Source organism: Neorhizobium sp. T25_13, assembly GCF_002968675.1.
Taxonomy (GTDB): Bacteria; Pseudomonadota; Alphaproteobacteria; order Rhizobiales; family Rhizobiaceae; genus Neorhizobium; species Neorhizobium tomejilense.
Window position 1 is genome coordinate 14,497 of sequence record NZ_PVBI01000024.1, and the last position, 26,626, is coordinate 41,122.

Below are 26,626 nucleotides of genomic sequence, written 5' to 3' on the forward strand. Positions count from 1 at the left end.
GGCATCGGGAGGCGGCACCCAATTCGTTTTGCGGCCTCATACCCTGTTTTTCGCATTTGCGAAAGGGGTGAGCGCGATGATGGTTGATGGCTGTTTCGCCACCAGCCCGCTGCGCCTCAAGAGGTGGCCAAGAGGAGCGGCAGGAAGGCGGTCGCCACGATTACAATGAAGGCCATGGCCACGCCGAGCCAGATCGACCCCCTCGCGCGACTGCCGCCAGATCGATGTTGCGATCCGGCGCTACGGTATTACGGCCGCCGCATGACAGGCCGATGATCGGCAAATCTTCGGCCCTGTTTTACTCCCGTAAGACCGGGATCGCAATGCGCTCAGGCGTCGCTGCCGGAAAGCTCCTCGACCATCGCAAGGCCCTTTTTCTTCAGCATCGCCTTCGGGTCCGGCAACTTTCCGCGGAACGCCTTGTAGGTCTCTTCCGGATCGATCGAGCCCCCGACGGAATAGATGTTGTTCTTGAGCTTGCGCGCCATGACCGGATCGAAGGCGTTGCCGGTTTCCTCGAAGGCGGAGAAGGCGTCCGCGTCGAGCACTTCCGACCACATGTAGGAATAGTAGCCCGCCGAATAGCCGTCGCCCGAAAACACGTGCTGGAAATGCGGCGTCGCGTGGCGCATGACGATGGAGGCCGGCATGCCGATCTCGTCGAGCACTTCCTTCTGCACCGCCATCGGATCTTCGACCGCCCCGCGGGTATGGAATGCCATGTCCACCAGCGCCGAGGAGGTGAATTCCACCGTCGCGAAACCGGCGTTGAAGGTGCGGGCCGCCAGCACCTTGTCGAGCAGCGCCTTCGGCATCGGCTTGCCGGTTTCGAAATGAACGGCATATTTTTCCAGGATTTCCGGCACGGTCAGCCAGTGCTCGTAAAGCTGTGACGGCAGTTCGACGAAATCTCGCGACACGCCGGTGCCGGAGACCGACGGATAGGTGACATCCGACAGCATGCCATGCAGCGCGTGGCCGAATTCGTGGAACAGGGTGCGGGCGTCGTCGATCGACAGCAAGGCCGGCTTGCCTTCGGCGGGCTTGGCGAAATTGCAGACGTTGTAGATGATCGGCAGCTCGCCTGTCGCGCCGTTCTTCAGCGGCAGCTTATGCTGCGACTGCAGGGAATTCATCCAGGCGCCGGAGCGCTTCGAGGACCGGGCGAAATAGTCGCCGAGGAACAGCGCCTTCAGAGAACCGTCCCGGTCGCGGATCTCGAACACCCGCACATCCGGATGGTAGGCCGAAACACCCTTCACTTCGACCGCCTTGACGCCGAACAGGCGCTCGGCGACATCGAAGCAGGCCTCGATGATCTTTTCGAGCTGCAGATAGGGCTTCAGCTCCGTTTCGGAGAAATCGAAGGTCCGCTGCCGCAGCTTCTCGGCATAATAACGCCAGTCCCACGGCATGACCTCGTGGTTCTTGCCTTCCTCGGCGATCAGGCCACCAAGGCTCGCCTCTTCCTCCAGCGCCTTGGAGCGCGCCTTGTCCCAGACCTGGCGGAGCAGCGTATTCACCGCATCGGACGTCTTCGCCATCGTGTTGTCGAGCTTGTAGGCCGCGAAATTTTCGTATCCGAGCAGTTTTGCCTTTTCCGCCCGCAGCGCCAGCGTTTCGCGCACGATGCCGAGATTGTCGGTCTCGCCGCCGTTTTGCCCGCGCGCCGCCCAGGCCCTGAAAGCCTGTTCGCGCAGGTCCCGGCGGGTCGAGAAGGTGAGGAACGGCTCGATGATCGAGCGTGACAGCGTCACCATATACCCGTCAGCCTCGCCGCGTTCGCGGGCCGCGGATGCCATGGCATCGCGCAGGAACGCCGGCAGGCCGTCGAGCTCGCCCTTGTCGGACAATTTCAGCGACCAGCTTTTCTCGTCGCCCAGAACGTTCTGGCCGAACTTGGCGCCGAGCCCGGCAAGTTTCTCGTTGATATCGGCAAGCCGTTCCTGCTCGGCCTTGGCAAGCTTGGCGCCGGCCTTGACGAAACCCTTCCAGTGACGTTCCAGCACCCGCTCTTCCTCGAGCGTCAGGCCCAGTTCCTTGCGATTGTCCCAGAGCGTATCGATGCGGGCAAACAGCGCCGCATTCATGCCGATCTTCGAATAATGGCGGGACATTTTTGGCGCGATCTCGCGCTCAAGTGCCTGAATATTCTCGTTGGTATGGGCGCCGGCCTTGCCCCAGAACAGCCCCGAAACGCGCGACAGGGCATCGCCTGCGGTCTCCAGGGCAACGACCGTGTTGGTAAAGGTCGGCTCTTCCGGATTGTTGGCGATCGCATCGATCTCCGCTTCGTGGGCGGCAAGCGCTGCGTCGAAGCCGGGGGCGAAGTCCTCGTCCTTCACCTGATCGAAGCGCGGCAGGCCGTGATGACCGTTCCAGTCCACCAGAGCGGGGTTCACCAGAAGATTAGAAGACATGAATATATTCCTTCATAACGATGCTTCGCCATTCATATAGGAGAAGGCGGCGGGAATGGGTATGCGCCCGTCCATTTTCGTTTTTCAGCAAGAAATCATACACAACAATTAACGGTTATTAACCATTTGACGCAGTGCAGTAATCAAAGGTAGTTTTGGCCCAGTATCCGATGAAACAGGATATAGCCATGGAAATCAGTTCCTTGCGCTGGTCTACCAACTTACTGCAAAGAGACCATTCTCGAAACAACAAGGTCGAGAAATCTTCCGAGCATGGAAGTCGGCAGAGCCAGATCACCTTTCAGGTGCCCGACGCGGATGAATCGCCGATTGATTTTTCGGCGATCACCCCGCGCGATCTGCGCGCGCTCGCGCTTGAAAACTATCAGGCTGGCAAGATCGACCAGGACACATACATAACGCTGTCCGAAGAACTTCCAACACACGCCGTCGATGCTCAGGGACAGTTGATGGACCTGTCGCAGGTTACCGACGAAACCGGCTTCAACTTCCACGACTATTACCGCAACCAGCTTGAAATCGCCATGTCGCTCGGCGACACGTCCCGCGCCAACGTGCTTCGCGCGGTCATGGCTTTCATCGAAGTCTGATCGGCCGAACCTAACCGCGTCCCACTTTCAGGCCCGCCGGTCGCCGAACAGGCCCGGTGCCGAGTGCCAGAGCGCCTGCACCGCAAAGCCGATGAACAGCAGTCCGGAAAGCCGGACGATCACCCTCTCGTGTCTCCGATAGAACCGCCGCACCACGCCGGCGCCGATAATCCCGATCAGCACCAGATCGGCCGTCAGGAACCCGATCAGCGACACGGCGAGAAGCACCGGCAGCGCGCTGAAATCCAGTGCATCGGCAGAACTTGCGAGCAGCGCGGTGAACGTCGCCAGCGCCACCGGATACCCCTTGGGGTTCGTCAGGCCGAAGATCAGCCCGCGCCGCAGCGGCTTTTCGACCGTCACCAGAGCGCCACCATCCTTCTTCGGCTTCGCCCGCAATGCGCTCCAGCCGATCCAGCCGAGATAGAGCCCGCAGAAAACCCCGAGTATGTCGAAGAGGGTGGTGCCGACCGTCTTGGCGCCGATGATCGCCACCAGCGCCAGACCGGACCACAGGATGTCCCCCGCCAGATGGCCACCCATGAAGAAGGCGCCGGCCTGCCTTCCCTGTCCGGCACCGATGCCGAGCAGCGCCAGGAATGCCGGCCCGGGAATGAGCGTATAGGCAAGCGCCGCGAAAAAGGCGCCGGCAAGCAGCGATGATGACATGATGGTCTCCGTCGGAAGGCTGCGACAATCTCGCCTCCGGTTTTACCGGTGTCAATGCAACCAGTGCCCCCCTTTTCCGTTTGCCTCTCACCCGAAAGATAGTAAGCGTGCCTTATGAAATTCGACGACGAGGCAAAGGGTGCCGAAAAGCATATGGACATTCTGGGGTTCCTGATCGTCGACAGTGCCCGACTGCTGCGTGCCGCCTTCGAGCGCCGCATCGCCCAGGCAGGCCTGGGGTTGACACCCGGCGAAGCCCGCGCCCTGATCAACATCGCGGCTCTCGACGGCAGCCGCCAGCTCGACATCGCCGCCCGCATGGGCGTCGAGCCGATGACGCTCTGCGCCTATCTCGACAAGCTGGAGGCGCTCGGGCTGGTCGAAAGGCAGCAATGCTCCGCTGACCGGCGCGCCAAGCGGATCAATCTCACCGAGACTTCCGGCGAGATGATCGGTTCGATCCGCAACGAATTGAACGCCATCCTTGGCCAGGCAACCGAAGGCCTCAGCGAGGAAAACAACCGGATCCTGCGCGAGGCGCTGGCCCTGTTCAACGCCAACCTGCAAGCCGCCGTCCCCTCCGCCGCACTGCAGACTGCACCTGATGAAAGCCGATAACATGCCGCCTATCCCCGCTCGGATGAGCGAGCGCCGAACCACGATCATCGGCGCCCTCCTGACGGCGATCGGGCCGATTTCCATGGCGATCTACACGCCGGCGATGCCGGAACTGGTGCGCGCCTTCGACACCACGGAAGCGGCGATCAAGATGTCGCTGTCGCTCTATTTCGCGGGCTTTGCGCTGGCGCAGCTGGTCGCCGGCCCCGTCTCCGATGCCTTCGGCCGCAAGACTGCCTCGCTGAGCTTCCTCCTCATCTATCTTGCCGGTTCGCTGCTTGCGGCCTTTGCTCCGACGGTCGAATGGGTGCTCGCCGGCCGCCTGATCCAGGGTATCGGCGCTTCGGTCGGCATCACCGTGTCGCGCGCCATCGTGCGAGACCAGTTCAACGGTGGCGACGCGGCGCGGATCATCAACACGATGGGCATCATCCTGGCAATTGGGCCGTCCCTAGGTCCGACGATCGGCGGCCTTGCACTCGCCGCCTTCGGCTGGCGATCGGTATTCCTGCTGATGGTCGGCTTCGGCGCCCTGCTCGTTTTCCTCTCCACCGTCTGCCTCAAGGAGACGACCGTGCCGGATCGCAGCCGGCTGAAGCCGCTGCGGCTCGTCCAGGCCTATGCGGAAATCGTCGCCTTGCCGCGCTTCCTGTTCACCGCGGTCGTTCTCGCCGGCGCCGTGGGCTCCATGTATGCCCAGGCGGCCGTGCTGCCGTTCATCCTGATCGAGAAGGTCGGGCTGACGCCGACCCAGTTCGGCCTGAGCATGCTGATGCAATCCGGCTTCTTCCTGATGGGCTCAGTCTGCCTCCGGGTCATATCGAGGTGGTTGCCCGCCGAACGCGCACCCCTGGTCGGGCTGATCTTCAGCGGCAGCGGCGGCCTCGTCATGGCCCTTTCGGTCCACTACCTGCCGCCGTCGTTTCTGTCGGTCATGGTGCCGGTTGCCATGTGCGCCTTCGGGATCGCCTTCGTGTCGCCCTACATGACCGCGGCGGGCCTCATTCCCTTCCCGCATATTGCCGGGTCCGCATCGGCAATGATGGGCTTCATCCAGATGGGCGCGGGCTTCGTGGGCGGCGTCGCCGCCGCCTCGATCGGCTCGCCGCTGCCGGCCTTCGGCATCGTCATTCCCGCCATGCACTTGATCGCCGTGCTCGGTTACATCGGTTTCCGGATCGCCAGCCGCCGGGCATGAAAAAACCCGCCTCCCCTTTCGGGCAGGCGGGTTTCGCTAATCGGGTTTATCGGGAATTACTTGCCCAGATTGCGCTTGGCGAGAGTGCGCAGGCGCAGCGCATTGAGCTTGATGAAGCCAGCCGCATCCTTCTGGTCGTAAGCGCCCTGGTCGTCCTCGAAGGTGACCAGCTTGTCGGAATAGAGCGACTTTTCGCTCTCGCGGCCGATGACCATGACATTGCCCTTGTAGAGCTTCAGCGTCACTTCGCCTTCCACATGCTCCTGGCTCTTGTCGATCAGTGCCTGCAGCATTTCGCGCTCCGGCGAGAACCAGAAGCCGTAATAGATGAGCTCCGCGTAACGCGGCATGATGTCATCCTTGAGATGCGCGGCACCACGATCGAGCGTGATCGACTCGATCGCCCGGTGGGCGGTGAGCAGGATCGTGCCGCCGGGGGTCTCGTAGACGCCGCGCGACTTCATGCCGACATAGCGGTTCTCGACGAGGTCGAGACGGCCGATGCCGTTGTCGCGGCCGTAATTGTTGAGCGCGGCGAGCAGGGTCGCCGGCGACATGGCGACACCGTTGATGGAAACCGCATCGCCCTTCTTAAAGCCGACCTTGATGACGGTCGCCTTGTCCGGAGCAGCTTCCGGCGAGATCGTGCGCATATGCACGTATTCGGGAGCCTCGATGGCCGGATCTTCGAGAACCTTGCCTTCGGACGACGAGTGCAGCAGGTTGGCGTCGACGGAGAACGGCGCCTCGCCCATCTTGTCCTTGGCGACCGGGATCTGGTTTTCCTCGGCGAACTTCAGAAGATCGGTGCGGCTCTTGAAAGCCCAGTCGCGCCAGGGCGCAATGACTTTGATATCCGGGTTCAGCGCATAGGCCGAAAGCTCGAAACGGACCTGATCGTTCCCCTTGCCGGTGGCGCCGTGGGCGATCGCGTCGGCGCCGGTCTTTTTGGCGATCTCGATTAGGTGCTTGGAGATCAGCGGGCGGGCAATCGAGGTGCCGAGCAGGTAGACGCCTTCATAGACGGCATTGGCGCGGAACATCGGGAAGACGAAATCGCGCACGAACTCCTCGCGCACGTCCTCGATGTAGATCTCCTTGATGCCGAGCATCTCGGCCTTCTTGCGGGCCGGCTCCAGCTCTTCGCCCTGGCCGAGATCGGCGGTGAAGGTCACCACCTCGGCGTTAAGTTCGGTCTGCAGCCATTTCAGGATGATCGAGGTGTCGAGACCGCCGGAATAGGCGAGAACGACCTTCTTTACGTCTTTCGGGAGTGCCATGTCGATTTACGTCCGTCTGCGGGTGGAAGCGGTTGTTGAAACTGCCAAGTCGGGATTTGCGGCACTTTTAGCGAGTTTCCTGAGGCACGCAAGAAAAACCCGGCAAAGCCGATCAGAGATGGCCGCCGATATTCGTTCGCCGGTGAAGGACGCGAATGACGACGCCCTCACTTGTGACGCCCTTGTCATGTTGACAGGTTTTGATGAGGGTACCATATCCCGCCCGACCTTTGAACAGCAGCGCCCCAGAGGAGATCTGCCATGACCATCACTCATCCCGCTCTGAAAAAGGACAACGTCGCCGTGATTACCGGCGCCGCATCGGGCATCGGCCTTGCCGCCGCGAAGGAGTTTGCCAGGATGGGCCTTTCGGTCGTCCTTGCCGATCTGGAGGGCGACAAACTCGCGGAAGCTTGCCGCGAGGTCGCGGCTCTTGCCGAAGATGGCGAGGCGGATGTCGCCGCCATCGGCACCGACGTTTCGAAGCCGGACGAGATCGAGGCGCTGGAACGCGCCGTCATCCAGCGTTTCGGCCGGGTGCATGTGCTGATGAACAATGCCGGCATCGGCCCAGGGAGCTCGATATTCGGGCCTCAGGTCAACTGGGACAGCATTTTCGCCGTCAATCTCCTCGGCGTCATCAACGGCACGCGAACGTTCGGCCCGGCCATGATCGCCCATGGCGAGCCGTCGCTGATCGTCAACACAGGTTCGAAACAGGGGATCACGACCCCGCCGGGCAATCCCGCCTACAATGTCGCCAAGGCCGGTGTGAAGGCATTCACCGAAGCGCTCCAGCACGAGCTTCGCAACACGCCCGACTGCCAGGTATCGGCCCATCTGCTCATCCCCGGCTTCGTGTTTACCGGCCTGACGAAAGGCGACCGCGACGAAAAGCCAGCCGGCGCCTGGACGCCGGAAGAGACGGTCGAGTTCATGCTCACCAGCCTCGAGCGCGGCGATTTCTATATCCTCTGCCCAGACAACGACGTGGATCGGGCGACAGACGAACGCCGCATGGCCTGGGCGATCGGCGACATCATCGAAAACCGTCCGCCGCTGTCGCGCTGGCATCCGGACTTTGCGGATGCATCAAAGGAATTCATCTCCAAACGCTGAGCGCCTGATTGGCATAGCTGCGAAAGCCGGGTAAATGGAGCACTCCTTTACCCGGCTATTCGAGCGTGACCCATGGAATTCCTGCCGAGCCTTGCCGCCCTGCTTGCCTTCACCGCCGCCGGCCTGCTTCTGGCCCTGACGCCCGGGCCTGACATGACGCTATCGATCAGCCGCGCGCTCGGCCACGGCCGCCGCCCGGCTTTGTTCGTGGTGCTCGGCACCAGCCTTGGCGTCGTCTGCCACACGCTGCTCGTCGCCTTCGGCATCTCGGCGCTGATCACCGCATCGCCGACCGCCTTCTTCATCCTGAAGACCGGCGGGGCAGCCTATCTCCTGTGGCTGGCGATCCAGGCGATCCGCTTCGGCTCGAACTTTTCCGTCGAGCAGGTTGAAAAGACCGCGAGCAGTCCGCTCGCCAACATATCGACTGGCTTCTGGGTCAATATCCTCAATCCGAAGGTCATCATCTTCTTCATGACCTTTCTGCCGCAGTTCGTGACGGCCGGCGATCCGCATGTCACCGGCAAGCTGATCTTTTTCGGCTTCTATTTCATCGTCATCGGCATGCCGGTAAACCTGATCGTCGTTCTGGCCGCCGATTGGCTTTCGGGCTGGCTGCAGGCCAACCCGAAGGTCCTGCGGGGCATCGACTACACGTTCGCCGGCGTCTTTTCGGTCTTCGCGGCGAAGATTTTCTTCACGCAGGCCCGGTAGGAAGACCATCCAGCCGTTCGGAAAGAAACAGCTTTTCCGCCTCGGATTGGGAAAGTTCGATTGCCCGGCGGTAGGCTAGCCTTGCTTGATCTATTTGCCCGTCCCGGGCCAGAAGGTCGGCTTGAACGGCATAAAAAGGCTGGTACTCCACCAGCGCCATGGCGATCGGCTTGAGGCAGGCCAGAGCCGCGCCCGGCCCCTCTACGTAAGACACGGCAACGATCCGATTGAGCTCATAGACGGGATTGTCGGCGGTACGGGTGAGTTCTGCATAGAGCGAGGCGATCTGCTGCCAGTCCGTCCTGGGAAAACTCGGCGCTTCGGCATGCACGGCGATGATCGCCGCCTGTATCTGATAGGGCCCGGGTCGCCGGCGGCACAGCGCCTGTTCGATGAGAGCAAGGCCTTCCGAAATCTCGGCCCGGTCCCATAAACGTCGATCCTGAGCCTCAAGTGTCAAAATCTCGCCGCTGGCCCCGATCCGCGCCGCCCGCCGGGCATGATGCAGCAACATCAGCGCCAGCAGTCCCTCGATCTCGGGTTCGTCGGGCTTGAGCCTGGTCAGCAGCCGGCCGAGGCGGATCGCCTCCTCGCAGAGATCGGCGCGGATATGATGGCCGCTTCCAGAGGCATAACCTTCGTTGAAGATGAGATAGACGACCGCGAGCACGCTTTCGAGCCTTGCGGCCCAGCCGTCTGGTCCCGGAACCTCATAGGCAATGCCGGCCTTGGCAATCTTGTGACGGGCACGCACCAGCCGCTGGGCCATGGCCTCGTGCCCGTCCAGATAGGCATTCGCGATCTCCTCGGTCTTCAACCCGCAGACCGAACGCAGGGTCAAAGCCACGCAGGTCTTTTTGTCGAGCGCCGGATGGCAGCAGGCGAAGATCAGCTTCAGCCGCTCGTCGCCGATCGGATCGGGCTCGTCTGCTACGGCAGATCTGTTCTCCAGTTCGATGAGATGCGCAATCTCCGCCGATTTTGCGTGAAAATTGGCCGAGCGCCTCAGCCGGTCTATGGCCTTGCGTCGAGCAACCTGCATCAACCAGGCGTTCGGCGATGCCGGCAAACCGTTCCGGTTCCAATGGATCAATGCGGACTCGAGCGGATCCTGCAGGCCGTCTTCAGCCAGCTGGAAATCCCGGAGCGATCCGACGAGACTGGAAAGAAGGCGGCCGCCGTCTTGCCGGGCGATCCTGTCGATCGCCTCGGCAATCGGAGCCCTCGCCGCAGGGCCGTTCATCAGCGGTCGAAGACCATGATCGGCCGCACTTCCACTGCACCGTGAGCCGCGCCGGGAATCATCGCGGCATAGCGGATCGCATCGTCGAGCGAAGGGCAATCAAGGATGTAGAAGCCGGCAAGCTGCTCCTTGGTTTCAGCGAAAGGACCATCCATCGTTTCGGTCCTGCCGTCCCGCACGCGCACGGTGGTGGCGGTCGTCGCGGGCTGCAGCGCATCGCCGGAAACATAGACGCCGTCGCGTTTGTAGGTCTCGTTGGCGAGCTTGTAGCCCTCCATCATTCGGCCGAAATTCGGAGAATCGGGAGGCGTCATCGTTGCCGGGTTCGTGTAGATCAGCGCCATATATTTCATGTCCGTATCCTCGGTTCAGCCACCGCTCCATTGCGATGGTGACCGATAACGAACGGGATGCAAGCCGATCGACATGCGCCCCGTGAAATATTTCCGGCAGCCTCAGTCGTCCTCGCCGTGCCCGGCGATCATCATCGCCTCGAAGGCGAGGCGGTCGGTCTTGCGCATCCGCTCCGACTCCGACTTCAGCTGGCCGCAGGCGGCGAGGATGTCGCGGCCGCGCGGGGTGCGGATCGGCGAGGCGTAACCGGCCTGGTTGATGAAGTCGGCGAACTTCTCGATCTGCGCCCATTCCGAACACTGATAGTTCGTGCCCGGCCAGGGGTTGAACGGGATCAGGTTGATCTTGGCCGGAACGCCCTTCAAGAGCTGGATCAGCGCCTTGGCATCCTCCAGGCTGTCGTTGACGTCCTTCAGCATCACATATTCGAAGGTGATGCGGCGAGCGTTCGAAAGCCCCGGATAGTTGCGGCAGGCCTCGATCAGCTCCTTCAGCGGATATTTCTTGTTGATCGGCACCAGCATGTCGCGCAGTTCGTCGCGCACCGCATGCAGCGAGATCGCCAGCATCACGCCGATCTCGTCGCCGGTCCGGTAGATTTCCGGCACCACGCCCGAAGTCGACAACGTGACCCGACGCTTCGACAGCGACAGCCCGTCGCCGTCGGTCGCGATCAACAGCGCGGTCTTGACGCTCTCGAAATTGTAGAGCGGCTCGCCCATGCCCATCATCACCACGTTGGTGACCTTACGGTCGCCGGTCGGCACGTAGGCGCCGGGCGGCGTGTCGGTGCCCGGAAAGTCACCCAACCGGTCACGGGCCAGCAGCAACTGCGACAGGATTTCCTCGGCGGTCAGGTTGCGCACCAGCTTCTGGGTGCCGGTGTGACAGAAGGAACAGGTCAGCGTGCAGCCGACCTGGCTCGAAATGCAGAGCGTGCCGCGACCCTCTTCGGGAATGTAGACGGTCTCGACTTCGACCGGACGGCCGGCGCCGCGCGGCGGAAAGCGCAACAGCCATTTGCGGGTACCGTCATTGGAAACCTGTTCCTCGACGATCTCCGGACGCGCGATGGTGAAATGCGCCTTCAGCATCTCGCGCATGTCCTTGGCGACATTGGTCATCGCGTCGAAATCGGAGACGCCGCGGATGTAGAGCCAGTGCCAGAGCTGGCTGACGCGCATGCGTACCTGCTTTTCCGAAACGCCTTTTTCCTTCAGCGCCTGCGCCATGTCCTCGCGCGTCAGCCCGATCAGCGACGGCTTGGTGCCGAAGAGATCCGGGTTGGCGACGAGCGGCTTCTTGATGGCGACCGGCGCCAGAGCCTCTGAGACTGACATTCTTTTATCCCGTTCGAACACATGCAGCTTTCCCACATTCGATCAGCGGGAAAGTCAGGGCATGTTGAATGCGTGAAACCTGTATCGGCCCATTGGGCACATGTGCCGGACCTTTGTTGAGGCGGGCTTTATCATCAAATAGCCGCCGCGTCACTATTCTTCAGGAAATGCAAAAGGCCGGTCACGGGACCGGCCTTCGAGCTCTTGCTGCGCGCGGGCGCTTACTTGCAGGTTTCGATCTGCTTCAGCGCTGCCGCGATGCCCTGCAGCGAATAGGCATAGGAGGTCTTGGTGCCACGGCCGGAAACGGCGCTGACGCTCATGTTCTGACCGGTCTTCATCGCTGCGACGAGCGCCGGCTCCTCCGCGGCGTTCTCGACCCAGGCCGCCTTGTCCTTGGTGAACATCGTGAAGTTCTTCTTGTCGATCGTCACGGTCACCTTGGAATTCGGCTGCAGCACGTATCCCACCATCGCCTGCGGTTCGTAGGAAATGTTCTGTCCGGGCCGCTGCGAGACGATGAAGAAGATATCGCCGTGATCGACGCTGGCCGGTTCCTTGGTGGTCGGCACCGAAAGCACGTAGCAGACATTGCTGGCGCCCGACTTGTAGGAATAGGCGCCCCATGCCTTGAACTGCTGGATGCGGGTGGGACCTGCGGCCGCTGCTGCCGGTGCCTGGGCCTGCTGCGGCTTGGCCGGGCCAGTGGCCTTCGGCGCCTGAGCCGATGCCAGGCCGGCGCTTGCAGCCAAAATTGCCAATGCGGTTGCGATTGTTCTTACAGACATGGTCTCCTGCCGGTTTTGTTCGTTCAACGGCCCGAGCGGGCAAGCCTTGCCAGGCATGATCCTGATTCGGCGCATTTTGACTTGATCCTGGTTACCAAACCGTCAACCAGACCATTAGAATCTGCTGAATCTCCTGCCCTGGCCCTTGGATGGTAGGAATAGCACTCACCGCCATGCCTCCAAAGACCCAACCAGCAGAATTTCCATGCGTTTCGTCAATCAGTGACACAAGGATTGGGGCAAGAGTTTGTCCTTTTCCTAACTCTCACAATGACATTAGAATGGTCGAATATGATGCGAATCTCATCGGAAACTTTGCGCAGCGTAAATGAATGTAGACGAAAGAGACCACTTCGCCGGCTTGGTAAGGGCAGTGGCCGATGAGCGCGATCAGGCAGCCTTTACCGTGCTGTTCGATTATTATGCGCCGCGTTTGAAATCCTGGCTGGTGAAACGGTCGATGCGACCGGACGATGCGGAGGAACTCGTCCAGGAGGTGATGGCCGTTCTCTGGCACCGCGCCGGCCTCTACGATCCCACCCGATCCTCCCTGTCCACCTGGCTTTTCCGTATCGCTCGCAACCGCCGCATCGACGCGGAACGCCGGACGAGGCACAGGCCGGTGGACGTCTACGAACCCCTGTTCTTCGTCACCGAGGCGCCGGGAGCCGATACGATTTTCGAAGGCGAGGAACGCGATGCCCAGGTGCGCGCAGCCCTTGCCGATATCCCCGGCGAACAGATGGAACTGGTGCGGGCGGCATTCTTCCTCGGCCAGTCCCATTCGGAAATCGCCTCGTCCACGGGTCTTCCGCTCGGTACGGTGAAATCGCGAATCCGGCTCGCTTTCGAGCGTTTGCGGCGGGTTCTCGACGATCCTTCGGAGGGATAACGCTTCTTGAGACTATTTGCCGCGGACGCCGTCGGCGATGTCCGGATTGTCCGCGAGCGCCAGATCGGCAGCCTCGTAATGGCGGTCGGCAATGTGCCCCTGGATCATCCGGAAAGCTGCCGCGAGCACCGCGACATCGTCGGTGAAGCCGACAAGAACGAACATGTCCGGCAGGAAATCGATCGGCATCACGAAATAGGCGAGCGCCGCAAGCAGCACTCCCCGCACACGGGTCGGCGTCCGGCGGTCGATGGCGCAATAATAGGCGGCGATCAGGTCGCGGCTGAACGGCACCTGCCGGACGGCCCGCTTCAGGGTCGGCCAAAACTTTGTCCGGACCTGCCGCTCGCGGCGGCCCTGCGTATCCTCGTCACCCGGCAGCAGAATTTCGCCGATCTTCACGTCGTCCATGGTCGCTCCGTTCGCTCAACGTGTGCCCATCCAATATTGGGCTCTCGACCATGAAGTTCAATTGCGGCGCGAGGATGCCTTGTCCATCGCCCGGGCAAGCTTGAAGTCGATGTCGGTCAGCCCCTTGGTCGCATGGGTGGTCAACAGCACGTCGACCCGCGAATAGACGTTCGACCATTCCGGGTGGTGGTTGAGCTTCTCGGCGGACAGCGCGCATTCGGCCATGAAACCGAAGGCCTCGATAAAGGTCTTGAACTTGAAGCTCTTGAAGATCGCATCGCCTTCCGGCTTCAGGTCCCAGCCGTCAAGCGTCGCGAACTCGCGCTCGACGCCCGCCGTATCCAGCTTTTCGTAGTTCATCGTCCAACGCTCCTTCGGAAAAAGGGGCTGCTTCAGGTCAAAGGAGGCTTTTAGCCGGCTCCATGTCGCCAGCATAGGCAGTGCCGTAGCTCGTCTCCTGCAGCGGGAAGATTTCCTCCGTCAGATAAGGCCCACCGCCGACCGATTCCTTCGACGACAGCAGCACAAAACGCGGCACCGTGAAGGGCGCTGTATAGAAGTTGCCGCGGCCGGAAAGGTAGTGGACCACATCGTCCAGCCGGCAATTCTTGAGCCGTGCCAGCGTCACATGCGGGGTGAACTTGCGGGGATCCGGCGGCAGGCCGATGCGCTGGCAGATCCGTTCGATCTCCGCCTGCAGCGCATATATTTCCGGGGAGGGCGAAACGCCGGCCCAGATGGAATGCGGCTTTTTCGACCCGAAGGAGCCGATCCCGGTCAGCGTCGCCTGGAATTCCGGCCGGTCGATGCGGTCCAGCCGGTCGACGATCTCGTCGGCGGTGCGGCCGTCAACATCGCCGATGAAGCGCAGCGTGATGTGATAGTTCTCCACGTCGATCCACCGGGCACCGGGGATCCCGCCGCGCAGGAGAGACAGGCTCATCGCTACATTGCGCGGAACTTCGAGGGCGGTGAAAAGTCTCGGCATAGGGACCTCCTCGAATCTTTTGCAGATGCTAACAGCGAATCATGCAACGGAGTTCCGCGCAAGGTGTTATTTTCCCTTATCCTTAATAGCCCCCAGGAAGCTTTTGACAGGTCCAACAGTCTTTTCGACCATCACGGCCACCCCTTTGGCGTTCGGATGCATGCCGTCCGAGAGCTGCAGGCTGGAAATCGTCGTGACCCCATCCAGGAAGAACGGATAGAGCGGCACGGCGTATTTGTCGGCCAGCCGCTTGTAGATCGGGTTGAACTTTTCAGCGTAATTGCCGCCCATGTTCGGCGGCGCCAGGATGCCGATCAGGAAGACCGGGATCTTCCGTTCCTTCAGCCGCGCCAGGATCGCATCGAGATTTTTTTCCGACTGGTCCGGGGAGATGCCGCGCAGCGCGTCGTTGGCGCCGAGTTCGAGGATCACGCCGTCCGTGCCGTCGGGCACCGACCAGTCGATGCGCGAAAGCCCGCCGGCCGTCGTATCCCCGGACACGCCGGCATTAGCGACCACGACATTCTGCCCCGCGGCTTTCAACGCCGCCTCGAGCTGTGCCGTGTAGGATTCGGAAGGCGCAAGCTGGTAGCCTGCCATCAGGCTGTCGCCGAAACCGACGATCTGGATCGCCCTATCCTGCGCGGCGGCCGGCAATGCGGCCAGCCCCAGCACGGACATGACGATGAAGTGAAGCAGGCTTGCTTTAAAACTCACGATCCGTCTCCTAGATTGAGCGCGACCGCAATGCGGTACTCAGGTTACGCTTCACGCCTAATATAGGACGGTTCGATTTGACTAAAACCATCATCACACTGAAGAAAGCCGATCTGACCCTGGGCAGCGCGGCAGCATCGGTGCATGTGCTGAAGCAGATCGACCTCGAAATCCGCGCAGGCGAGGCCGTTGGCATCGTCGGGCCTTCGGGCTCCGGCAAATCGACGCTGCTGATGGTGCTGGCCGGCCTCGAACGGCTCGACAGCGGCGAGATCGTCATCAACGGCGCTCCCCTTCACGCACTTTCCGAAGACAGGCTTGCCGATTTCCGCGGCCGCAATATCGGCATCGTCTTCCAGTCCTTCCACCTGATCGCCAACATGACGGCGCTCGAAAACGTGGCCGTTCCGCTCGAACTCGCCAATGTCAGGGATGCCTTCGAGATCGCCAGGCGGGAACTGACCGCCGTCGGCCTCGGCGAGCGGCTGAGCCACTATCCCGGCCAGCTTTCCGGCGGCGAGCAGCAGCGCGTGGCGATTGCCCGCGCCCTCGCCCCCTCGCCGTCCGTGCTGATCGCCGACGAACCGACCGGCAATCTCGACACCGAGACCGGCCGACAGATCGCCGACCTCTTATTTTCGAAACAGGCGGAGCGCGGCATGACCATGCTGCTCGTCACCCATGACAATGCGCTTGCCGCTCGCTGCTCCCGCCAGATCCGCGTCCGTTCCGGCGAGATCGTCGGCGACAGCGAAAGCGCCCACCCGTCCGTCCAGGCAGTCTCCGCATGAGGCCGGCCTTTCCGCGCCTCTCGATCTCCTTCCGCCTGGCGCTGCGCGAAATGCGCGGCGGCCTGGCCGGCTTCTACATCTTCCTCGCCTGTATCGCGCTCGGCACCGGGGCGATCGCAGCCGTCAATTCGGTATCGCGGGCGATCACCGGCGCCATCGCCTCCCAGGGCCAGGAAATCCTTGCCGGCGACATCCGTTTCGAATTGAACAACCGCGAAGCCACCGACCAGGAACGCGCGTTCCTCACCAGCCTCGGCAAGGTCTCCCTGTCCACCAGCCTGCGCTCCATGGCCCGCAAGCCTGACGGTTCCGAACAGGCGCTGGTCGAGGTCAAGGCGGTCGACGACGCCTATCCGCTCTACGGCAGTTTCGGCGCTGAACCTTCCGCGCCGCTGCCCGACCTGCTTGGCAAGCAGGGAGAGACGTTTGGTGCACTGGCAGCCCCACTTCTGCTGGAACGCCTCGGCCTCAAGGACGGCGACCAGCTTCTGCTCGGCAATGCCCGGCTGACATTGCGTGGCACGATCACCGCCGAGCCCGACGCGCTTTCCGACGGTTTCGGCTTTGCCCCGCGCCTGATCGTTAGCCGTGAGGCACTCGCGGCCTCCGGCCTGATCACCACCGGCAGCCTCGTCGAACATGCCTACAAGGTGCGGCTCGACGACCCGGCAATCCGCTCGACGCTCGCCGCCCGCGCCAATCGCGAGTTCCCGAGCGCCGGCTGGTCGGTCCGCACCAGCGACCGTGCCGCCCCTTCGCTCACCGAAAACGTCGACCGCTTCTCGCAGTTCCTGACGCTCGTCGGCCTGACGGCACTGATCGTCGGCGGCGTCGGCGTCGCCAATGCGGTGCGCGCCTTCCTCGACGCCAAGCGCACCACGATCGCCACCTTCAAGTGCCTCGGCGCGCCGGCCTCGGTGGTGACGATGATCTATCTCATCCAGATCATGCTGCTCGCGGTGATAGGCATCCTGATCGGCCTCGTCATCGGCGCGGTTTCGCCCTTCGTCGCGCTGCAGTTCCTCGAAGGCGTGCTTCCGGTTCCGAAGGAAGTCACCTTCTATCCCTCGGCGCTGGCGCTTGCCGCATTGTTCGGCATCCTGATCACCTTCGCCTTCGCCGTTCTGCCGCTCGGCCATGCCCGCGAGGTGCCGGCAACCGCGCTTTTCCGGGAACAAAGCTTCGACAACACCCGCCTTCCCTCCTGGCCCTATCTTCTTGCGGCCGGTCTGGCGCTTGCGGCCCTGGCGGCACTTGCGATCGTCTCTGCGGAAGAGCGCTTCATCGCCTCCGTTTTCCTCGCCGCCGTCGCCGGCGCCTTCGTGCTGCTGCGCCTTGTTGCGGCCCTGATCGCCGCGCTTGCCAAACGAAGCCCGCGGGTCAATTCGCCGGCGCTGCGGCTGGCGATCGGCAATATCCACCGGCCGGGCGCGCTGACGCCGTCGGTCGTGCTGTCGCTCGGCCTCGGCCTTGCGCTCCTCGTGACGCTCGCCCTGATCGACGGCAACATGCGTCGCCAACTGACCGGCAGCATCGCCCAGCAGGCGCCGAATTTCTTCTTCGTCGATATCCAGGGACCGGAGCGCGACGGTTTCGTCAACATCCTGAAACAACAGGCGCCGGAAGGTGCGATCACCCAGGTGCCGATGCTGCGCGGAAGAATTCTCGCTTTCAACGGCCAGGACGTGACGCAGATGAATGTGCCGCCCGCCGGCCGCTGGGTGTTGCGCGGCGACCGCGGCATCACCTACGAGGAGAAACTTCCTTCCAACTCCGCGCTGACGGCGGGACAATGGTGGGCCGCCGACTATACCGGCGAACCGCTGGTCTCCTTCTCGGCGGAAGAGGCCGGCGAACTCGGCCTGAAGATCGGCGACACCGTCACCGTCAACGTGCTCGGCCGCAATATCACCGCCCGCATCGCCAATTTCCGCAAGGTTCAGTGGGAATCACTCTCGATCAACTTCGTGATGGTCTTTTCGCCCAATACCTTCCGCGGTGCACCGCATGCCTGGCTCGCGACGCTCAGCGATCCCAAGGTCACCGCCCAGCAGGAAGCCTCGATCCTGCGCGCCGTTACCAACGCCTATCCGACCATCACCAGCGTTCGGGTCAAGGACGCGATCGATATCGTCGACCAGCTCGTCGGCCAGCTCGCGGCCGCGATCCGGGCCGCGGCGGCCGTTGCGCTGATCGCCTCCGTGCTGGTGCTTGCCGGTGCGCTCGCGGCCGGCAACCGGGCCCGTACCCATGACGCCGTCATCCTGAAGACGCTCGGCGGCACGCGCAGCATGCTGATGCGCGCCTTCAGCTACGAATACATGATCCTCGGAACGGCAACGGCGCTCTTCGCGCTTCTCGCCGGCGGCCTCTCCGCATGGTTCGTGGTCAGCCGGATCATGCGGCTCCAGTCGGTCTTCCTGCCCGACATTGCAGTGCTGACGCTCGCCGTTTCTCTGGTTTTGACCGTCGGAATAGGCCTCGCCGGCACATGGCGCATATTAGGGCAGAAGGCCGCGCCGGTGCTGCGCGAGCTCTAATTCGACCACAGGTAGTATTTCCCGTTAACTCTCTGATCAAATTCCCGTCAGAGCGTCCCATAGGTTGCTAAAGAGCCCCGATAGCTTGCGTTTTTCGCTTGTCACACCTCTTGTATGTGAAACGATCTCGCATCATATTTATGCGCAGGCTTGCTGGAGCTCCGCAGCGGCGCCTGGGTCCGTAAAAAAGGGGGCCCGACACCGTGAATAATTCCGGAGCTTAAAGAGGAAACAATGGCTGACTTTAACAACTACCAGACCCGGGCGGCGCAGGGTCGCGCCCAGTCCGGCGCGATGATCGATGAAGGCCTGCGCGCCTACATGCTCAAGGTCTACAACCTGATGGCTGTCGGCTTGGCTATCACCGGTATCGCCGCCTATGGTATCTCGGCCCTCGCAACGACGACGGATGCGGCTGCAGCTGTCGCCCGGCTTCCGAACGGCATCCTGCTGACCAGCCTCGGCGCTGCGATCTACGGTTCGCCGCTTCGCTGGGTCGTCATGCTCGCGCCGCTCGCGGTGGTGTTCTTCCTGAGCTTCCGCGTTCATAAGATGAGCGTCGGCGCGGCACAGGCCACTTTCTGGGGCTACGCAGCCCTGATGGGCCTTTCGCTGTCGTCGATCTTCCTCATCTACACGTCGCAAAGCATCGTGCAGACGTTCTTCATCACGGCCGCCTCCTTCGGCGCCCTGTCGCTTTACGGCTACACGACGAAGAGAAGCCTGTCGGGCATGGGCTCGTTCCTGATCATGGGCCTGTTCGGCCTGATCATCGCCTCGATCGTCAACATCTTCCTGGCGTCTTCCGCACTCGGTTTCGCGATTTCCGCGATCGGCGTGCTGATCTTCGCTGGCCTCACCGCCTACGATACGCAGAAGATCAAGGAAATGTACTTTGACGGCGACGACGTCGCGGTAGCTGGCCGCAAGGCCATCATGGGCGCTCTGACCCTCTACCTCGACTTCATCAACCTCTTCACGTTCCTCCTCCAGTTCCTGGGCAACCGGAACAACTGATCTCGAGGAATTCGAATAGGAAAAGGCGGCCTCCGGGCCGCCTTTTTTATTGCTCGGCCTCGCGCCACGGCATAGGCTTGGCGATCCCTTTCAACGGCCTGAAATCTCAATGACATTCCATCTCCGCGACGCCTCCCCCGCCGATCTTCCCGCCATCACCGAGATCTATCGCGACAGCGTGCTGAACGGCACCGCGAGCTATGAGATCCTGGCCCCCGACCAGGCGGAGATGACGACCCGTTTCGAGGCGATCCGGGTCAAGGGTTACCCCTATATCGCAGCGGAACAGGAAGACGGCACCCTGCTCGGTTATGCCTACGCATCCGCCTTCCGGACCCGCCCCGCCTATCGCTGGCTGGTCGAGGATTCGATCTACCTGGCGCCGGAAGCGCGCGGCAAGGGCGTCGGAAAGGCGCTGCTCAAGGAACTGCTGGTGCGCTGCGAGGCGCTGGGTTTCCGCCAGATGGTCGCCGTCATCGGCGGTGCAAGCCCCGCCTCCGTGGCGCTCCATCGCGGCCTCGGCTTCGAACTGACGGGCACCCTGAAGGGCACCGGCTTCAAGCACGGAAAGTGGCAGGATACGGTGCTGATGCAGGTCTCGCTCGGCGAAGGCAATGAAACCGATCCGGATCCAGGCGTCTATCCCGGCTCGCTGTTTACCGAATAGGGCGCCGCCTCAGTCGATCAGTTTCAGCACCTTGTCGAACACTTTCAGCACCTGCGGCAGCTCATGGCCGCGCTTCATGATCATGCCATGGGTGTTCATCACGGAGTAAGCGCCCTGCTTGCCGGCGAGCTTCGGGTTCTTCTCGATTCGGAAGAGCGGGCTTTCGCCGGAGCGTTTGAACACGGAGAACACGGCTCGGTCCTTGAGGTGGTCGATCGCGTAGTCCTTCCACTCTCCCTCGCCGACCATTCGGCCGTAGATCCTCAAGATCGCATCCAGTTCGCGCCGGTGGAAGGTGACCGGCGCGGGATCGCGGTTCTGCCGATATTCACTGAGATCGACGACGACGGCTGCGTCCCGGGGTCTCTGGCTCCCCGGCAAATCCGGCTGATCTGTCATCAAGACTCCCAAATCGTCAAATGTCAGAGATATGACAGTGTGCCTGAGAGGTGGCAAAAATCAACCCTGGCAATCCTGCCGGAAACGAACCGCACGATTTTATTCTTGCCCCATTTCGAACAAAAGAGTGCCCGATTTCGAAGCGAGATTGGCATCGTTGGTTGGCGCCGTTTTCAGCGCCATATGGCCCGGTCTGGTGCATTGACCCTTACCCCCAGCCCCCCAATGTTATTGGATCGGGCCGCCAACAACAGTTCACGCTCAATCCGGCAAGCCAGGAACCGCGACCGCGGTCAGTATTTTTTGCGGCCTGCCATCAGCACGGTCGCACCGAGAATTGCCGCAGGCTCGCCGCCCGGGCCGGATGTCTGCAGTAGGATCGCGCAACCATCCTTCTTCGACTTGCCCAGAAGTTTGCCCGGCAGGGTCAGCTTCATGCTCTGACCGTTCCAGGTGCCGACCGACTGCACGTCGTAGACGGCATGCCAATATTCCATCGTCTTGCCGCTGTTTTCACCCTTGGTAACATCCACCAGCTGGCGCTTGGTGAAATAGGCGACGACGACGTCCGCCTGCCCCTTGCCGCCACCGATCTCGATCTCGATTTCGTCGCCGCGCATCGCCGCGGTGACCGGGACGTCGAGCCCCTTGCCGGTTTGGCCGAGTGCCTTCACCTTGTCGTTGATGATCGTGAGGTCGGTGCCCTTGACGTGATCGCGGCCGTTGATGACGGCCTGCGGGGTATAGACGCCGCTCCGCCCCAGCGTCTTGGCATAGCCATATTGCCGCTCGGTATTTTCCCTGGAGCTCAGCGTGTCGGTCCAGCCGAGATAGTTCCAGTAATCGACGTGGTAGGAAAGCACGACCATGTCTCCCTGCGCCACCAGCTCACCCAGAGCGCCGTCGGCAGGCGGGCAGGAGGAGCAGCCTTGGGAGGTAAAAAGTTCGATCACGCCCTTCGGCGCCCTGACCTCTCCCGCAAATGCAGCGCCCGCATAAAACAGGCCCGCAACAAGGAGTACGGAGCGAAAACGAAAGGGCATGGGTGGCAGACCTTTTTATCAGGGTAACTGTTATCCACGATTGCTCGCGGCGATCAAGGGCCTAACGCAAGGGATGGCGGAAAGTAACCACCGGGCACCCTCAAGAGAAAGTCACGAAGGGGTGAAGACCGGATAATTGATCGGTTTCCGAATGCGTTTCGCTGGATGTCAAACTTCGCGAAAAACGCGCCGAGGTCAAATCAGTTTGAGCAGGCCCTGAGTAAAATAAACGGCACCCACGCCGGTGACGATCCAGCGCGTCCAGGCGCGGAAATTCTGGTCGGTCATCTTCTGCAATATGTCGTTGCCGGCCCGCGCCCCGAGGATCGCGATCGGCGCCGCGACCAGCACCGCAATCCATTCGGTGGTCGGCAGTTCCGAGGCCGCATTCCAGTAGAACACCACCTTCGTGGCATGCGAGGCGACCTGTACCGCCGCCTTGGTGGCGATCACCTTGCGCCGGTCCATCGTCGTGCGGATGAAGAAGATATCGATCGTCGGCCCCGATACGCCGACGCCGACCGTCAACGCGCCGGCGATCAACCCGCAGGCCAATGCATGCAGCGGCTTCGAAGCATCGAGCCGCAGCTTCGATACCGGCATCCAGACCAGGATCGGCATCAGCCCGATGGCGATCGACACGACGATCAGGTCCGGCTGATAGTCGACGATCAGCAGGATGATGCTCGAGATGACCAGGCCCAGGCCCAGAATGCCGAGAATGCGGTAGTCGATATAGGCGCGCGAGAACCAGGCACGCGACCCGTTCGAGACCATCTGGATGACGCCGTGGATGGCGATCGCGGTACTGACGGGAAAGAGGAAAAGCAGCACCCAGAGCAGGATCAGCCCGCCCGCCATGCCGAAAATTCCCGAAAGCAGCGATGTCAGGAAAACGGTGACGGCCATTCCGATGAGGATGACGACGGTCAAGGGCGCGGGACCTTGGGACAGCTGGGATCGAGGGCCTCCACCTCCCTCATTCCTGTGCTTGTCACAGGAATCCAGTGACCCGATGTCTATCGGGTCGGGAGACTCTTTCAGCCCAAGGACTTGGGCTGGCTGGATTCCTGTGACGAGCACAGGAATGAGGACCGATGGAATTGTGCAAAAAACCACCCGCAGGCTAAGCCTGCGGGTGGCCTTTATCGCTTAGGCGGCGAGGTCGCGCAGAACTGTCTGCAGAATGCCGCCATTGTTCATGTAGATGACCTCGTCGAGCGTATCGATACGGCAGAGGATGTTGATTTCCTTCACCGTGCCGTCGCCGTAGGTGATCTTGGCGATCTTCCATTCGCGCGGCTTGATGTCGCCTTCGAGACCGAGAATCTCGACGGTCTCGTCGCCCTTGAGGTCGAGGCTGGCCCAGGTCGTGCCCTCTTCGAAGACGAAGGGAACGACGCCCATGCCGACCAGGTTCGAGCGGTGGATACGCTCGAAGGACTGGGCGATGACCGCCTTGACGCCGAGAAGATTGGTGCCCTTCGCAGCCCAGTCGCGCGACGAACCGTTGCCGTATTCGACGCCGGCGAAGATGACGAGCGGTACGCCCTCTTCCCTGTACTTCATGGCCGCGTCGTAGATCGACATCTCTTCCTTGGACGGATAGTGGAAGGTGTAGCCGCCTTCCTTGCCGTTCGGGCCGAGCATGTAGTTGCGGATGCGGATGTTGGCGAACGTGCCGCGCATCATCACTTCATGATTGCCGCGGCGCGTGCCGTACTGGTTGAAGTCGGCAACGCCGACGCCATGCCCCGTAAGGTACGCACCGGCAGGCGAAGCAGCCTTGATCGAACCGGCAGGCGAGATGTGGTCGGTGGTGATCTTGTCGCCGAAGAGACCGAGGACGCGGGCGCCCTTGATGTTCTTGAGACCCGAGCCTGTCTTGCCCATGCCGACGAAATAGGGCGGGTTCTGCACATAGGTCGAATCGTCGTCCCAGGCATAGGTCTGGCCCGGAGGAATCTTGACCGCCTGCCAGTTCTCGTCGCCCTTGAACACGTCCGCATACTTGGTTTCGTAGAGTTCGCGGGTGACGTATTTCAGGATGAATTCCTGGATTTCCTTCGAGGTCGGCCAGATGTCCTTGAGGAAGACCGGGTTGCCGTTCTGGTCTTCGCCGAGCGGCTCGGAGGTCAGGTCCTTCTGGACCGAACCGGCGAGCGCATAGGCAACGACGAGCGGCGGCGAAGCGAGGTAGTTCGCCTGGACGTCGGGAGAAATACGGCCTTCGAAGTTACGGTTGCCCGAGAGCACGCCGGCGGCGATCAGACCCTTGTCGTTGATCGTCTTCGAGATCGGCGCCGGCAGCGGGCCGGAATTGCCGATGCAGGTGGTGCAGCCGAAACCGACCAGGTTGAAGCCGAGTTTGTCGAGATCGGCCTGCAGGCCGGACTTGGCAAGGTATTCGCCGACGACCTGGGATCCCGGTGCAAGCGAAGTCTTGACCCACGGCTTGGACTTCAGGCCCTTGGCAACCGCGTTGCGGGCAAGAAGGCCGGCAGCGATCAGCACCGACGGGTTGGAGGTGTTGGTGCAGGAGGTGATCGCGGCAATTGCCACGTCGCCATGGCCGAGATCGAAATCCGTGCCTTCGACAGGATAACGATTGTCGAGCTGGCCGGGCTTCTTGTATTCGGTATCGAGCGAACCGGCGAAACCGGAGGCGATCTTGTCGAGCGAGATGCGGCCTTCCGGACGCTTCGGGCCGGCCATCGACGGCACGACGTCGTTGAGGTCGAGTTCCAGCGTGTCGGTGAAGACCAGGTCGGAACCGTCGCCTTCGCGCCACATGCCCTGGACCTTGGAATAGGCCTCGACCAGTGCGATCCGCTCAAGCGTGCGGCCGGACATCGTCAGGTAGTTGATGGTTTCGCCGTCTACGGGGAAGAAGCCGCAGGTCGCGCCATATTCCGGACCCATGTTGCCGATCGTCGCACGGTCGGCGAGCGGCATGTTGTCCATGCCCGGGCCGAAGAATTCGACGAACTTGGAAACCACGCCCTTCTTGCGCAGCATCTGCACGACGGTCAGCACCAGGTCGGTCGCGGTGACGCCTTCCTTCAGCTTGCCGGTGAGCTTGAAGCCGATGACTTCAGGCAGCAGCATCGAGACCGGCTGGCCGAGCATGGAAGCTTCCGCTTCGATGCCACCCACGCCCCAGCCGAGAACGCCGAGGCCGTTGATCATCGTGGTGTGCGAGTCCGTGCCGACGCAGGTATCCGGATAGGCGATCGTTTCGCCATCCTCTTCCTTGGTCCACACGGTCTGGCCGAGATATTCCAGGTTCACCTGGTGACAGATGCCGGTGCCCGGGGGAACCACGCGAAAATTCTTGAATGCCTGCTGGCCCCACTTCAGGAAGCGGTAACGCTCGCCGTTGCGCTCGTATTCGAGCTCGACGTTCTTGGCAAACGCGGTCGGCGTGCCGAATTCGTCGACGATGACCGAGTGGTCGATGACGAGGTCGACCGGTACCAGCGGGTTGATCTTTTCCGGATCGCCGCCGAGCGACACCATCGCGTCGCGCATCGCGGCAAGATCGACGACGGCGGGAACGCCGGTGAAGTCCTGCATCAGCACGCGGGCCGGACGGTAAGCGATTTCCGCTTCCGTGAGGCCCTTGTTGTTCAGCCATTCGGCAACAGTGAGGATCTGTTCCTTGGTGACGGACTGGCCGTCTTCAAAGCGGAGCAGGTTTTCGAGCAGCACCTTCATGGAGAAGGGCAGCTTCGAAACGCCGGCAAGGCCGTTTTGCTCAGCCTTCGGAAGGCTGTAGTAAACGTAATCCTTACCGCCTACGGTAAGGATGGAGCGACAATTGAAACTGTCGAGAGACTTAGCCACGGAATAAACCCCGCTGATTAAAGAGCCAACACGCGCGTGCGGACGCCTATGCACTTCATGCACATCAGGATGCGGGTACGACCATTTCCGCTGTCCGCACGAGAAGATTTTTTGGGATCTTCAGGTCCGGCGGAAGATTGAAATCACGCCGGCCGCTGGCGTGGTTGCAGTGCTTATAGATAATTTCTAAGAAGGGTTCCAGACGCTTGGCGCCCATTCCGAATAAATTTTCGGATCGCGATGATTAAAATCTTAATGAAGGTCTCCAGCATGCGGCTTTTGGCCGAAAACCTGAGCGCAAGACGCGGCGAAGACCTGATTTTCACGGATATCTCCTTTGACCTCGGAGCCGGTGAAAGCCTCGTCCTGACCGGCCGCAACGGATCGGGGAAATCGACGCTGCTGCGCGTCGTGGCCGGATTGCTGCATCCGGAAACCGGCCGCGTCGCCTGGGTTTCGGAGAGTACCGATTCGGGAATGCGCGCCGCCGAGGCCTGCCATTATCTCGGCCACCGCAACGCGATGAAGGCGGAGCTGACGGTGTTTGAAAACCTCGCCTTCTGGAAGAGCTTCTTTGGCGACCTGGATGGCGGCAAAGGCATCTCTCCGGCCGAGGCCGCCGAAACCGCCGGCCTCGGCGGCATCCTCCACCTGCCCTTCGGTTATCTCTCCGCCGGCCAGCAGCGCCGCATGGCGTTTGCCAAGCTGCTCGTCGCTTATCGCCCGGTCTGGATATTGGACGAACCCACCGCGGCGCTGGATATCAGTGCGGAGGGGGCGTTTACCGGGCTGATCAACGCGCATCTGGCGACCGGTGGTATCGTGCTGGCGGCGACCCATCAGCCGCTGGGGCTTGAGAATGCAAGGGAACTGAAGATGACGGGGTTTGCGGGTTTGGCGGAGGAGAGATGGTGATAGCTGCTTTGCTCCCCCGTTTGCCGCGATATACAGGCTCCCCTCC

At 61.8% G+C, this 26,626-nt stretch carries 27 protein-coding genes; 12 read left to right on the forward strand and 15 right to left on the reverse strand.

Annotated features, from left to right (window positions below; genetic code table 11):
- Positions 1 to 329 precede the first annotated feature (329 nt).
- Positions 330 to 2,420 carry a M3 family metallopeptidase gene (locus tag C5J22_RS29310; protein WP_105441128.1) on the reverse strand — a complete coding sequence of 697 codons (2,091 nt, stop codon included), beginning with the start codon at positions 2,418 to 2,420 and terminating at the stop codon, positions 330 to 332.
- Positions 2,421 to 2,608: 188 nt separating this feature from the next.
- On the opposite strand from C5J22_RS29310, the gene C5J22_RS29315 reads away from it, so the two are divergent.
- Positions 2,609 to 3,031 carry a hypothetical protein gene (locus C5J22_RS29315; protein WP_105404564.1) on the forward strand — a complete coding sequence of 141 codons (423 nt, stop codon included), beginning with the start codon at positions 2,609 to 2,611 and terminating at the stop codon, positions 3,029 to 3,031.
- Positions 3,032 to 3,058: 27 nt separating this feature from the next.
- Here C5J22_RS29315 and C5J22_RS29320 read toward each other — a convergent pair whose 3' ends face one another.
- The gene (locus C5J22_RS29320) at positions 3,059 to 3,700 is read right to left on the reverse strand and encodes a LysE family translocator (protein ID WP_105441129.1); all 642 of its coding nucleotides are present in this window, start codon (positions 3,698 to 3,700) and stop codon (positions 3,059 to 3,061) included.
- A 114-nt stretch (positions 3,701 to 3,814) separates the two neighbouring features.
- Between C5J22_RS29320 and C5J22_RS29325 the strand changes: the two genes are divergently transcribed.
- Positions 3,815 to 4,318, forward strand: coding sequence for a MarR family winged helix-turn-helix transcriptional regulator (locus tag C5J22_RS29325; protein ID WP_371412684.1), 504 nt, complete (start codon positions 3,815 to 3,817; stop codon positions 4,316 to 4,318).
- 22 nt (positions 4,319 to 4,340) lie between these two features.
- Entirely contained in the window at positions 4,341 to 5,516 is a 1,176-nt protein-coding gene (locus tag C5J22_RS29330) for a multidrug effflux MFS transporter (protein ID WP_046637427.1), read from the forward strand.
- 56 nt (positions 5,517 to 5,572) lie between these two features.
- Here C5J22_RS29330 and C5J22_RS29335 read toward each other — a convergent pair whose 3' ends face one another.
- Positions 5,573 to 6,796, reverse strand: a complete 1,224-nt coding sequence (locus tag C5J22_RS29335; protein WP_105441130.1) for an argininosuccinate synthase — start codon at positions 6,794 to 6,796, stop codon at positions 5,573 to 5,575.
- Between C5J22_RS29335 and C5J22_RS29340 the strand changes: the two genes are divergently transcribed.
- The 3 genes from C5J22_RS29340 to C5J22_RS29350 all read left to right on the forward strand — a co-directional run bounded on the left by C5J22_RS29340 (position 6,795) and on the right by C5J22_RS29350 (position 8,629).
- The gene (locus C5J22_RS29340) at positions 6,795 to 7,061 is read left to right on the forward strand and encodes a hypothetical protein (protein ID WP_105441131.1); all 267 of its coding nucleotides are present in this window, start codon (positions 6,795 to 6,797) and stop codon (positions 7,059 to 7,061) included. The two genes, C5J22_RS29335 and C5J22_RS29340, sit on opposite strands and share 2 nt — an antisense overlap.
- Entirely contained in the window at positions 7,058 to 7,915 is an 858-nt protein-coding gene (locus C5J22_RS29345) for an SDR family NAD(P)-dependent oxidoreductase (protein WP_105441132.1), read from the forward strand. Before C5J22_RS29340 ends, C5J22_RS29345 begins: the two co-directional genes overlap by 4 nt.
- 72 nt (positions 7,916 to 7,987) lie before the next feature.
- The gene (locus C5J22_RS29350; RefSeq protein WP_105441133.1) at positions 7,988 to 8,629 is read left to right on the forward strand and encodes a LysE family translocator; all 642 of its coding nucleotides are present in this window, start codon (positions 7,988 to 7,990) and stop codon (positions 8,627 to 8,629) included.
- On the opposite strand, the gene C5J22_RS29355 is transcribed toward C5J22_RS29350, so the two are convergent.
- From C5J22_RS29355 to C5J22_RS29370, 4 genes are all read right to left on the reverse strand, one after another.
- Entirely contained in the window at positions 8,613 to 9,872 is a 1,260-nt protein-coding gene (locus C5J22_RS29355) for an RNA polymerase sigma factor (protein WP_105441134.1), read from the reverse strand. The genes C5J22_RS29350 and C5J22_RS29355 overlap by 17 nt on opposite strands.
- Positions 9,872 to 10,225: a YciI family protein gene (locus C5J22_RS29360; protein ID WP_105423389.1), complete on the reverse strand. Its 354-nt coding sequence runs from the start codon at positions 10,223 to 10,225 to the stop codon at positions 9,872 to 9,874. Before C5J22_RS29360 ends, C5J22_RS29355 begins: the two co-directional genes overlap by 1 nt.
- 102 nt (positions 10,226 to 10,327) lie before the next feature.
- On the reverse strand, positions 10,328 to 11,566 hold the full coding sequence (rlmN, locus tag C5J22_RS29365; RefSeq protein ID WP_105404556.1) for a 23S rRNA (adenine(2503)-C(2))-methyltransferase RlmN: 1,239 nt from the start codon (positions 11,564 to 11,566) through the stop codon (positions 10,328 to 10,330).
- Positions 11,567 to 11,787: 221 nt separating this feature from the next.
- Positions 11,788 to 12,354, reverse strand: coding sequence for an invasion associated locus B family protein (locus C5J22_RS29370; protein WP_080955221.1), 567 nt, complete (start codon positions 12,352 to 12,354; stop codon positions 11,788 to 11,790).
- A 328-nt stretch (positions 12,355 to 12,682) separates the two neighbouring features.
- On the opposite strand from C5J22_RS29370, the gene C5J22_RS29375 reads away from it, so the two are divergent.
- Positions 12,683 to 13,246 (forward strand): sigma-70 family RNA polymerase sigma factor, encoded by a 564-nt coding sequence (locus C5J22_RS29375; protein ID WP_105441135.1) that lies wholly within the window; start codon positions 12,683 to 12,685, stop codon positions 13,244 to 13,246.
- A gap of 12 nt (positions 13,247 to 13,258) precedes the next feature.
- Here the strand turns inward: C5J22_RS29375 and C5J22_RS29380 are convergent, their stop codons facing one another.
- From C5J22_RS29380 to C5J22_RS29395, 4 genes are all read right to left on the reverse strand, one after another.
- Positions 13,259 to 13,657, reverse strand: coding sequence for a YkvA family protein (locus C5J22_RS29380; RefSeq protein WP_046665105.1), 399 nt, complete (start codon positions 13,655 to 13,657; stop codon positions 13,259 to 13,261).
- A 57-nt stretch (positions 13,658 to 13,714) separates the two neighbouring features.
- The gene (locus C5J22_RS29385) at positions 13,715 to 14,017 is read right to left on the reverse strand and encodes a 4a-hydroxytetrahydrobiopterin dehydratase (RefSeq protein ID WP_046631864.1); all 303 of its coding nucleotides are present in this window, start codon (positions 14,015 to 14,017) and stop codon (positions 13,715 to 13,717) included.
- A 37-nt stretch (positions 14,018 to 14,054) separates the two neighbouring features.
- Positions 14,055 to 14,645, reverse strand: a complete 591-nt coding sequence (gene thpR, locus C5J22_RS29390) for an RNA 2',3'-cyclic phosphodiesterase (RefSeq protein WP_105404554.1) — start codon at positions 14,643 to 14,645, stop codon at positions 14,055 to 14,057.
- A gap of 66 nt (positions 14,646 to 14,711) precedes the next feature.
- Positions 14,712 to 15,362, reverse strand: a complete 651-nt coding sequence (locus C5J22_RS29395) for an arylesterase (RefSeq protein WP_105441136.1) — start codon at positions 15,360 to 15,362, stop codon at positions 14,712 to 14,714.
- Between the two features lie 77 nt (positions 15,363 to 15,439).
- Here C5J22_RS29395 and C5J22_RS29400 point away from each other — a divergent pair, with 77 nt between their 5' ends.
- The 4 genes from C5J22_RS29400 to C5J22_RS29415 all read left to right on the forward strand — a co-directional run bounded on the left by C5J22_RS29400 (position 15,440) and on the right by C5J22_RS29415 (position 20,377).
- The gene (locus C5J22_RS29400; protein WP_105441137.1) at positions 15,440 to 16,153 is read left to right on the forward strand and encodes an ABC transporter ATP-binding protein; all 714 of its coding nucleotides are present in this window, start codon (positions 15,440 to 15,442) and stop codon (positions 16,151 to 16,153) included.
- Positions 16,150 to 18,693: an ABC transporter permease gene (locus C5J22_RS29405; protein WP_105441138.1), complete on the forward strand. Its 2,544-nt coding sequence runs from the start codon at positions 16,150 to 16,152 to the stop codon at positions 18,691 to 18,693. Before C5J22_RS29400 ends, C5J22_RS29405 begins: the two co-directional genes overlap by 4 nt.
- A gap of 234 nt (positions 18,694 to 18,927) precedes the next feature.
- Positions 18,928 to 19,710 (forward strand): Bax inhibitor-1/YccA family protein, encoded by a 783-nt coding sequence (locus C5J22_RS29410; RefSeq protein WP_037081483.1) that lies wholly within the window; start codon positions 18,928 to 18,930, stop codon positions 19,708 to 19,710.
- 109 nt (positions 19,711 to 19,819) lie between these two features.
- Complete coding sequence (locus C5J22_RS29415) at positions 19,820 to 20,377, forward strand: GNAT family N-acetyltransferase (RefSeq protein WP_105441139.1); 558 nt, start codon at positions 19,820 to 19,822, stop codon at positions 20,375 to 20,377.
- A gap of 9 nt (positions 20,378 to 20,386) precedes the next feature.
- Here the strand turns inward: C5J22_RS29415 and C5J22_RS29420 are convergent, their stop codons facing one another.
- The 4 genes from C5J22_RS29420 to acnA all read right to left on the reverse strand — a co-directional run bounded on the left by C5J22_RS29420 (position 20,387) and on the right by acnA (position 25,665).
- Positions 20,387 to 20,776 (reverse strand): DUF2794 domain-containing protein, encoded by a 390-nt coding sequence (locus tag C5J22_RS29420; protein WP_046631850.1) that lies wholly within the window; start codon positions 20,774 to 20,776, stop codon positions 20,387 to 20,389.
- Positions 20,777 to 21,069: 293 nt separating this feature from the next.
- Positions 21,070 to 21,819: a thioredoxin family protein gene (locus C5J22_RS29425; protein WP_105441140.1), complete on the reverse strand. Its 750-nt coding sequence runs from the start codon at positions 21,817 to 21,819 to the stop codon at positions 21,070 to 21,072.
- A gap of 195 nt (positions 21,820 to 22,014) precedes the next feature.
- Positions 22,015 to 22,752 (reverse strand): sulfite exporter TauE/SafE family protein, encoded by a 738-nt coding sequence (locus tag C5J22_RS29430; protein ID WP_205837242.1) that lies wholly within the window; start codon positions 22,750 to 22,752, stop codon positions 22,015 to 22,017.
- A 219-nt stretch (positions 22,753 to 22,971) separates the two neighbouring features.
- The gene (gene acnA / locus C5J22_RS29440) at positions 22,972 to 25,665 is read right to left on the reverse strand and encodes an aconitate hydratase AcnA (RefSeq protein ID WP_105441142.1); all 2,694 of its coding nucleotides are present in this window, start codon (positions 25,663 to 25,665) and stop codon (positions 22,972 to 22,974) included.
- A gap of 270 nt (positions 25,666 to 25,935) precedes the next feature.
- On the opposite strand from acnA, the gene ccmA reads away from it, so the two are divergent.
- Complete coding sequence (gene ccmA / locus C5J22_RS29445) at positions 25,936 to 26,580, forward strand: heme ABC exporter ATP-binding protein CcmA (protein WP_105441146.1); 645 nt, start codon at positions 25,936 to 25,938, stop codon at positions 26,578 to 26,580.
- Positions 26,581 to 26,626 lie beyond the last annotated feature (46 nt).

What these genes read in the sequence shown, in the direction of transcription:
- C5J22_RS29310 (WP_105441128.1), bottom strand. Translation starts at nt 2,420, where the DNA reads ATGTCTTCTAATCTTCTGGTGAACCCCGCTCTGGTGGACTGGAACGGT.
- C5J22_RS29315 (WP_105404564.1), top strand. Translation starts at nt 2,609, where the DNA reads ATGGAAATCAGTTCCTTGCGCTGGTCTACCAACTTACTGCAAAGAGAC.
- C5J22_RS29320 (WP_105441129.1), bottom strand. Translation starts at nt 3,700, where the DNA reads ATGTCATCATCGCTGCTTGCCGGCGCCTTTTTCGCGGCGCTTGCCTAT.
- C5J22_RS29325 (WP_371412684.1), top strand. Translation starts at nt 3,815, where the DNA reads ATGAAATTCGACGACGAGGCAAAGGGTGCCGAAAAGCATATGGACATT.
- C5J22_RS29330 (WP_046637427.1), top strand. Translation starts at nt 4,341, where the DNA reads ATGAGCGAGCGCCGAACCACGATCATCGGCGCCCTCCTGACGGCGATC.
- C5J22_RS29340 (WP_105441131.1), top strand. Translation starts at nt 6,795, where the DNA reads ATGTCGATTTACGTCCGTCTGCGGGTGGAAGCGGTTGTTGAAACTGCC.
- C5J22_RS29335 (WP_105441130.1), bottom strand. Translation starts at nt 6,796, where the DNA reads ATGGCACTCCCGAAAGACGTAAAGAAGGTCGTTCTCGCCTATTCCGGC.
- C5J22_RS29345 (WP_105441132.1), top strand. Translation starts at nt 7,058, where the DNA reads ATGACCATCACTCATCCCGCTCTGAAAAAGGACAACGTCGCCGTGATT.
- C5J22_RS29350 (WP_105441133.1), top strand. Translation starts at nt 7,988, where the DNA reads ATGGAATTCCTGCCGAGCCTTGCCGCCCTGCTTGCCTTCACCGCCGCC.
- C5J22_RS29355 (WP_105441134.1), bottom strand. Translation starts at nt 9,872, where the DNA reads ATGAACGGCCCTGCGGCGAGGGCTCCGATTGCCGAGGCGATCGACAGG.
- C5J22_RS29360 (WP_105423389.1), bottom strand. Translation starts at nt 10,225, where the DNA reads ATGAAATATATGGCGCTGATCTACACGAACCCGGCAACGATGACGCCT.
- rlmN (WP_105404556.1), bottom strand. Translation starts at nt 11,566, where the DNA reads ATGTCAGTCTCAGAGGCTCTGGCGCCGGTCGCCATCAAGAAGCCGCTC.
- C5J22_RS29370 (WP_080955221.1), bottom strand. Translation starts at nt 12,354, where the DNA reads ATGTCTGTAAGAACAATCGCAACCGCATTGGCAATTTTGGCTGCAAGC.
- C5J22_RS29375 (WP_105441135.1), top strand. Translation starts at nt 12,683, where the DNA reads ATGAATGTAGACGAAAGAGACCACTTCGCCGGCTTGGTAAGGGCAGTG.
- C5J22_RS29380 (WP_046665105.1), bottom strand. Translation starts at nt 13,657, where the DNA reads ATGGACGACGTGAAGATCGGCGAAATTCTGCTGCCGGGTGACGAGGAT.
- C5J22_RS29385 (WP_046631864.1), bottom strand. Translation starts at nt 14,017, where the DNA reads ATGAACTACGAAAAGCTGGATACGGCGGGCGTCGAGCGCGAGTTCGCG.
- thpR (WP_105404554.1), bottom strand. Translation starts at nt 14,645, where the DNA reads ATGCCGAGACTTTTCACCGCCCTCGAAGTTCCGCGCAATGTAGCGATG.
- C5J22_RS29405 (WP_105441138.1), top strand. Translation starts at nt 16,150, where the DNA reads ATGAGGCCGGCCTTTCCGCGCCTCTCGATCTCCTTCCGCCTGGCGCTG.
- C5J22_RS29410 (WP_037081483.1), top strand. Translation starts at nt 18,928, where the DNA reads ATGGCTGACTTTAACAACTACCAGACCCGGGCGGCGCAGGGTCGCGCC.
- C5J22_RS29415 (WP_105441139.1), top strand. Translation starts at nt 19,820, where the DNA reads ATGACATTCCATCTCCGCGACGCCTCCCCCGCCGATCTTCCCGCCATC.
- C5J22_RS29420 (WP_046631850.1), bottom strand. Translation starts at nt 20,776, where the DNA reads ATGACAGATCAGCCGGATTTGCCGGGGAGCCAGAGACCCCGGGACGCA.
- C5J22_RS29425 (WP_105441140.1), bottom strand. Translation starts at nt 21,819, where the DNA reads ATGCCCTTTCGTTTTCGCTCCGTACTCCTTGTTGCGGGCCTGTTTTAT.
- ccmA (WP_105441146.1), top strand. Translation starts at nt 25,936, where the DNA reads ATGCGGCTTTTGGCCGAAAACCTGAGCGCAAGACGCGGCGAAGACCTG.